This window comes from Pseudomonas sp. 3B-A001-10F (genome assembly GCF_056313565.1).
Genome location: NZ_JBQYFW010000064.1, coordinates 1 through 6,912 on the forward strand (window position 1 = coordinate 1; position 6,912 = coordinate 6,912).

General features: G+C 56.3%; 8 protein-coding genes. 2 read left to right on the top strand and 6 right to left on the bottom strand.

What is annotated here, in order from left to right; genetic code table 11:
- Positions 1 to 289 precede the first annotated feature (289 nt).
- Positions 290 to 2,182, top strand: coding sequence for a penicillin-binding protein 2 (gene mrdA / locus AC0ZWN_RS28655; protein ID WP_034156458.1), 1,893 nt, complete (start codon positions 290 to 292; stop codon positions 2,180 to 2,182).
- Positions 2,183 to 2,247: 65 nt separating this feature from the next.
- Here the strand turns inward: mrdA and AC0ZWN_RS28660 are convergent, their stop codons facing one another.
- The 5 genes from AC0ZWN_RS28660 to AC0ZWN_RS28680 form a co-directional block, all read right to left on the bottom strand.
- Positions 2,248 to 2,919: a hypothetical protein gene (locus AC0ZWN_RS28660; protein ID WP_476337685.1), complete on the bottom strand. Its 672-nt coding sequence runs from the start codon at positions 2,917 to 2,919 to the stop codon at positions 2,248 to 2,250.
- Positions 2,920 to 3,004: 85 nt separating this feature from the next.
- Positions 3,005 to 3,211: a helix-turn-helix domain-containing protein gene (locus tag AC0ZWN_RS28665; RefSeq protein WP_007910409.1), complete on the bottom strand. Its 207-nt coding sequence runs from the start codon at positions 3,209 to 3,211 to the stop codon at positions 3,005 to 3,007.
- A gap of 9 nt (positions 3,212 to 3,220) precedes the next feature.
- Positions 3,221 to 3,826, bottom strand: coding sequence for a hypothetical protein (locus AC0ZWN_RS28670; protein ID WP_093433623.1), 606 nt, complete (start codon positions 3,824 to 3,826; stop codon positions 3,221 to 3,223).
- A 603-nt stretch (positions 3,827 to 4,429) separates the two neighbouring features.
- Positions 4,430 to 4,834, bottom strand: coding sequence for a lysozyme inhibitor LprI family protein (locus AC0ZWN_RS28675; protein ID WP_476337687.1), 405 nt, complete (start codon positions 4,832 to 4,834; stop codon positions 4,430 to 4,432).
- Positions 4,835 to 4,891: 57 nt separating this feature from the next.
- A complete protein-coding gene (locus AC0ZWN_RS28680) occupies positions 4,892 to 5,812 on the bottom strand; it encodes an ADP-ribosylglycohydrolase family protein (protein WP_476337689.1) in 921 nt (306 codons plus the stop codon).
- A 196-nt stretch (positions 5,813 to 6,008) separates the two neighbouring features.
- On the opposite strand from AC0ZWN_RS28680, the gene AC0ZWN_RS28685 reads away from it, so the two are divergent.
- On the top strand, positions 6,009 to 6,497 hold the full coding sequence (locus tag AC0ZWN_RS28685) for an SRPBCC family protein (RefSeq protein WP_093433632.1): 489 nt from the start codon (positions 6,009 to 6,011) through the stop codon (positions 6,495 to 6,497).
- A 221-nt stretch (positions 6,498 to 6,718) separates the two neighbouring features.
- On the opposite strand, the gene AC0ZWN_RS28690 is transcribed toward AC0ZWN_RS28685, so the two are convergent.
- Positions 6,719 to 6,912: hypothetical protein (locus AC0ZWN_RS28690; protein WP_476337691.1), on the bottom strand; the 194-nt coding region annotated here is incomplete at its 5' end.

The following is a 6,912-nucleotide window of genomic DNA, read 5'->3' on the forward strand; positions in this document are numbered from 1 at the left end:
GTGAAACGATGCATCGCCGATGGTAGTGTGGGGTTTCCCCATGTGAGAGTAGGTCATCGTCAAGATTAAATTCCGAAACCCCAATTGCGAAAGCAGTTGGGGTTTTGTTTTGCCCGCAGGAAAGTTTTCACAGGACAACGCTGTCCCAGCCGTCGCAAGAAATGGCCATTGGGGAAATTCCTTCTGAAATGACCGGGCAGTTTTTGGTATGGTGCAGCTCGTTTTTTTTAACGGACTGATGTCATGCCCACGGATCGGCACTCATTTATGTCGAAGAGTTGCTGTAGAAATGCCTGAACCGATCCCGATCAAAGACCACGAAAAAGAGACGCGCCTGGTCAACAAACGTTTGATCGCCTGCGCCTTGTTCGTTTTCGCCATCAGCTGCGCCCTTGTCGTGCGCCTGTACATCCTCCAGGTGGTGGAGTTCGACTACCACTCCACGATCTCCGAAAACAACCGCGTCCACGTATTGCCGATCCCGCCGACACGCGGCTTGATCTACGACCGCAACGGCGTCTTGCTCGCCGATAACCGCCCCAGTTTCAACCTGACTATCACCCGCGAGCGCGCCACCGACGTCAATCAAGAACTGGACGAGGTCATCAACCTCCTGCACTTGCCTGCAGAAGATCGTACAGTCTTCGATAAAGCCATGAAGCAGTCCCGTCACCCGTTTACGCCGGTCACGCTGTTCTATGAGCTGACGGAAGAGCAAATTGCTGTATTGGCCGTCAATGAGTTCCGCCTCCCGGGCCTCGATGTCGAACCCCAGTTCGTCCGGCATTACCCGCTCGGCGCGCATTTCGCCCACTCGATCGGCTACGTCGGGCGGATCAATGAAAAAGAGTCGAAGAGCCTCGACTCGGTCGAATATCGCGGTACGCAATCCATCGGCAAAACCGGCATCGAACGCTTCTACGAGGCGCAACTACACGGCCACGTCGGTTACGAAGAAGTGGAGACCAACGCTCAAGGTCGCGTACTGCGTGTGCTCAAACATACCGACCCGGTCCCGGGCCAGAACATCGTCCTGAGCCTCGACATCAAACTGCAGGAAGCAGCCGAAGCCGCGCTGGGTGATCGTCGTGGTTCAGTGGTAGCGCTCGATCCGTCGACGGGCGAGGTATTGGCCATGGTCAGCAATCCGAGCTTCGATCCGAATCTGTTCGTCACCGGTATCAGCTCCAAGGAATACTCGGCACTGCGAGATTCGATCGACAGGCCGCTGTTCAACCGTGTGCTGCGCGGGCTCTACGCACCGGGCTCAACGATCAAGCCAGAAGTGGCAATCGCCGGCCTCGACGCCGGCGTCGTGACACCGCAGACGCGCGTCTTCGACCCCGGTTATTATCAACTCCCGGACTTCGATCACAAGTACCGCAACTGGAACCACAGTGGCGACGGCTGGGTGGATATGGACGCGGCGATCATGCGTTCCAATGACACCTATTTCTACGACCTTGCGCACAAGCTCGGCATCGATCGCCTGCACGATTACATGGCAATGTTCGGCTTGGGTGAGAAGGTCTCGCTGGACATGTTTGAAGAGTCGCCCGGCCTGATGCCATCGCAAGCGTGGAAGCGCGCGACTCGCCGTCAAGCCTGGTTCCCGGGCGAAACGGTCATCCTTGGCATCGGCCAGGGCTATATGCAGGTCACACCGCTGCAACTGGCTCAAGCCACGGCATTGATCGCCAACAAAGGTGTCTGGAACCGGCCGCACCTGGCCAAGACCGTCGACGGTGTTGCTCCTGTCGACGAACATCCGATGCCGAACATCCTGCTCAAGGATCCGCGAGACTGGGAGCAGGTCAATCACGGCATGCAGATGGTCATGCACGATGCGCGAGGCATCGCTCGTGCGGCCGCGGCCGGTGCGCAATATCGCATCGCTGGCAAGAGTGGTACCGCGCAAGTGGTGGCGATCAAGCAGGGCGAGCGCTACAACCGCGAGAAAACCCTGGAGCGCCACCGCGATAACGCCTTGTTCGTCGGCTTTGCGCCGGCCGAGCATCCGAAGATTGCGATTTCGGTGATGATCGAGAACGGCGAGGCCGGTGGTCGTGTTGCCGGCCCTGTGGTGCGGCAGATCATGGACGCCTGGCTGCTTGATCAGGACGGTCATCTCAAGCCGCAATACGCCGCGCCGACGAAAGCGCCGGGTGACCCGCACGTTTAACTTTCAACAGTTCACAGTAGCGACTCATGCAAGCTGAGCCGTTACTGTGAACTGTCTTGCAAAGCCTATTTGCAGCGGTAACCCTCGGGCATCGTGACGGTGTAGTTGCGCTGCACGCGATCCTCGAAGTTCAGGTTCTGCAAGCCCTGTTCTACCAGAAAGGCTTCAACCTTGGTGGATTGGCAGTCTTCGTTATAGGACGACGCGCGAAGCAGGTAGACCGGGCGCTTGCTGACTTCGTCGCGGGCAGTGGCAACGAAGGTGCTGAGCGTGGTGTAACCGGTGCGCTCCGTGGCCCCTACCGGTCCATAGGTGGTGTTCGGTTTACTCGTACAGGTCAGTCGGTCGTCTTTTTTCTTGCTGGTCTTGCACACGGTAGAGGTGCTGGTCGGAACTTGCCCATAGTCGGTGGCGGTATAGCGGTAAGTCACTTGTCGACTGCCAATATCGAGGCTGACAGTCATTTTTATCGGCGCGTGGTTCTTTGGCAGGCTGGCGTCGGTATAGACCTCCTGGAAACCCCTGTCTTTCAGCGCGTTAACCATGTCGCGAAGATAATAGCGGGCATTAAGAGCGTTTTCGTCGCTGCCACTCGCAGACGTCACCAGCACAGTCGCCTTTCGGTCAAAATGATAGTCCGGATCGGGTGTGGCATTTAGCGCGACGTCCATTTGCGTGGCGCAGCCGCTGATCAACGCTGTCAGTAAAAACAGCGTGCAAAGTAAAAACCGGGTCATGAGAAAGCCGCCTTACAAACTAAGGATTGAATAAGCGTTAAACGGTGTGGACTGGCGACAATTAACTTGCGCGCCTGCGCAAGGCTCAGTCTTTCTGGTATTCCAGCAAATCGCCAGGCTGGCAATCGAGTGCTGCGCAGAGCTTGTCCAGGGTGGCCATTTTCACGCCCTTGACCTTGCCATTCTTCAGTAATGACAGATTGGCCTCGGTGATGCCCAGCAGGCTGGCCAACTCTTTCGAGCGAATTTTTTGCGTGGCCATGACAACGTCAAGGCGGACGATAATGGTCATTGTATTGTTCTATATGTATTGGCTTTGCTCATCGCTGAGTACTTTTGCATCGCGCATGATAATTGAAAACAAACAGAGCAATACGCCTTTGACAATCTCGTAGGCAGAAGTGGAAGACAGGCCGATCGAGAACTGAAAAATACGATCCCCTGGCGGCAGATCAATAGACAGGGCCAAACCTTGCAAGGTCTCTATCAGGGGGTAGGCGGCCGGAGAAATGATGCACAGAATCCCCACTCGCCATAACACCTTGATGTTGCGCTCGGTCCAGGTTTCGCCGCGGGACAAGCGCAGGAAAAACAACCCTGTCAGCCAGAGCACGTAGGTCGAAAGCAGGACGGGCAGGAAATCCAAAACGACGAGCAGCGCAGTGACCAGTGGCGAGAGCCATGTATCGGGGGCAAGCAGGGCACCTTCGACAAACGGGTCAAGTAATTGCGGCGAGTTTTCGGCGAAGGCGTAGAGCAGAGCCGCGAGCATTTCATCCGTTTGGAAGAACCAGATCGAAGCGTTGCCACCGACCTCGGTCACCGCTAAGACCCAGACAAGAATCGCTGCCAGTAATCCCACCCAATGCATGCGCTGCAGTGCCAATCCGTTGTTACGAGTACTCATGAAAAATCCTTGCGGTGTCATTGGGAATGACTAATTCTCGATGTTAAATTATCGAATGGCAATAATAAATTGTTCTTGTTTTGTGAAGGGCGTTGTTGGCATCGGACGCAGTGGTCATAGAGTGAACCTCAGTTCAATCGATTTGCGGGGATTTCTATGTCGATAGATTTTCGAGTTCGAAGCAAGTCGAGAGCAGGGGAGGGCCGCGACCTACGCGGTGGCCGCTGATATCGATGACGGGTTCTGCGAATGATTGGAGCGGGGGGCATGCGCCACAAGCATGCTTCAGTCCCCGCTCTAACCGGTCTTACTTGATCTCGGTAATGAAGTTTTCCCGCGAGCGCCGAACCTTTTTCAAGTTGACCAACCACTCTCCCTCAGTGGCTCTATGCCCTAGCGGCAGAATCACTACACTGCACAAGTTGCGGGCCGTGAGTCCGAGGATTTCATCGATGGCTGCGGGGTCGAAACCTTAGGTCTGTCAGTGTGCTCGTCATCAAATTCCGTAAAGGTGAAAGATGTTCTCCGCCCCCACATTTGAAATGCATTCCAATGTGGGAGCGAGCCTGCTCGCGAAGGATCCTCAACGCCGCCGCAAAAAAATCAGGCCCCAGGCACCGGGCAGCTCATGTCACCTTCTTCACACTTCAAATACTGTTTCAGCGACTCAACCCGCAGCTTGGTCACCCCCGTCAGACAACTGCTGTAAACCCACGGATAAACGCTCCCGCCAGTAACTCCCGACGATGAAAACTTGCACTCGGCATCCCGAAACCCGAGCCACGCCCGCTGCGCGCTGACCAACAGCTTCTTGCCATCCGGGTTGTCCTTCAAGCGTCCGGTGATCTGCTGGTACACGGTGTTCAATTCCTTGTCCGCCGCTTTGAAGTCCTGCCCGGCGCACTGATTCATCGTCGCCTGATCGCTGGCATTGGCGCAGTCGACGGCGGCGTGGGCGAGGGGAGTGAACAGAAAGGGGGTCAGGGCCAGAAGCAGGCGTAGGGACATGGTCAAGTCTCGCTGTATCGAAGATAAGTGCCGAGCAGTGTAGCGGCTGCTTCGCACTTATTCAGGCAGGCGCATTCGGGAGGCGTCGAGCAAACGGTCGGCGATGGCCGCAATCTCTTCACCATCGTGCAGCCTTTCCAGCCAATGTGCAGGAATGCCCCGCACGCCGTAATAGACGCCGGCCAACTGACCGGTGATCGCGGCGGTGGTATCGGCGTCATCACCCAGGTTGGCCGCTCGCAAAATGGCCGCTTCGAAGCTGTCCGTCTGGTGAAAGCACCAAAGCGCCGCTTCCAGGGACTGCACGCTGTAGCCATTGCCTTTGATATCCGTCTCGGACTGAACGAGGTATTCGCCACGCGCAATGGCGGCGACCTTGGATTGCGAGAAGCTGGCGGAAGGCAACTGACGCAGTTCTGCTTTGCTTGCGCCTTCAAGCGCTCTGGCAATCAACCCGGCCAACAATTGGCAGCATTCGATGGCTTCAGGTGCTGCGTGGGTGGTTCGCGAACTGTCGGCGGCAAAGCTCTGGATTTTCCGGGTATCGGGAAAATAAAACAGCACCACCGGCACCAGACGCATCAGCGAACCGTTGCCGGCGCTGTACGGGTCGGTCGAGCCGGCGAAGGGATCAGCGGTTTGTTGATACTGCGCGAGCGCCTGGCTGACGGTCATGCCGACATCGAAACATTCACCGGTCGAACTGAGGTAACCCCATTGCCACCAGTTGAGGTAGCGGCCCATCTGGTCGGCAGCGTTGAATCCATTCTTGTTCAGCAGGCTTTCTGCCAGACAGAGGGCCATGGAAGTGTCATCGGTCCACTGTCCTGGCTTGAGGTGGAACGGGCCACCGCCGACCATATCGGTCAATGGTGGGAATGATCCCCGTGGTTTGAACTCAACCGTAGTACCGACAGCGTCGCCGCACGCAAGACCGAGCAGGGCTCCGCGGTAACGTTCAGCGAGGGATGGCGGCATGATTCGTCCTTGTAGATTCAAATTCGCTGGAGAAGGTAACAGTTTCGTTGGGCAGAGGGTGCCTGGATCCATCACAGCAACGGTCAAAAAGTGCAGCTTGATGTGTCCTTGCCGATGAATGACTGCACCGCCTTGATACAACTTCACATTGGACATGTGGTCATACAGGCCTAGTGTTCAAAACAGGAGGTGACGTATGAAACCAGTACCCAATAGTTTCGAACGCAAAATCACGCTCAAGGCGCCGCGTTCGCATGTCTGGCGTGCATTGGTCGATGCCGAGGCGTTTGGCCAGTGGTTTGGGGTGGCGCTGGAGGGCAGGCGTTTTATTGCCGGTGAATGGACGCAAGGGCAGGTCACGTATCCGGGTTATGAACACGTGTTGTGGAACGTGCTGATCGAGCGGGTCGAGCCGCAGCAGTTGTTTTCGTTTCGCTGGCATCCGTATGCGGTCAATCCGAAGATCGACTATTCCCAGGAGCCGACTACGTTGGTCAGGTTCGAGCTGGAAGACTTCGAGAGCGGTACGTTGCTGAAAGTGTCCGAATCCGGCTTCGCGCACATTCCTGACATTCGCCAGAAAGAGGCGTATTACATGGACAGCCGTGGCTGGGAGGAGCAGTTGAGCCGGCTCGAACAGTTTCTTGCCGAGAGCGCCAAGGCCCGCGAGCGTGACGGTGGCTGAGACCTTCGAATCTTGCCTGAACGACAGCGACAGCCGGCCATGTGCACGGTGGTGCTGGAAACAGGCCCCAGGACAGCTGAACGTCGCGCAGATCGCGGCTTCCATGCTTGCTGCCTGACACGGCTAGGGGTTTTCGGAAGGGTTGCTATGGCGAATGTCCTACACGCGCTGGTAGCTTTTACGACTATTGGCGATTGGATCCACCGCGTAATCTACACACATCAACTGAGACACAGGGAGTGTTTCAGGATCAAGGATGATCGACCATTTGCAAGGATCGCTGCCGACAGGGAGTCGATAATGGTCTTGGGAAAAACCCGCTTCGGCGGGTTTTTTTTCGCCTGTATGTAGGAGCTGCCGCAGGCTGCGATCTTTTGACTTTGGCTTTTAAAAGCAAGATCAAAAGATCGCAGCC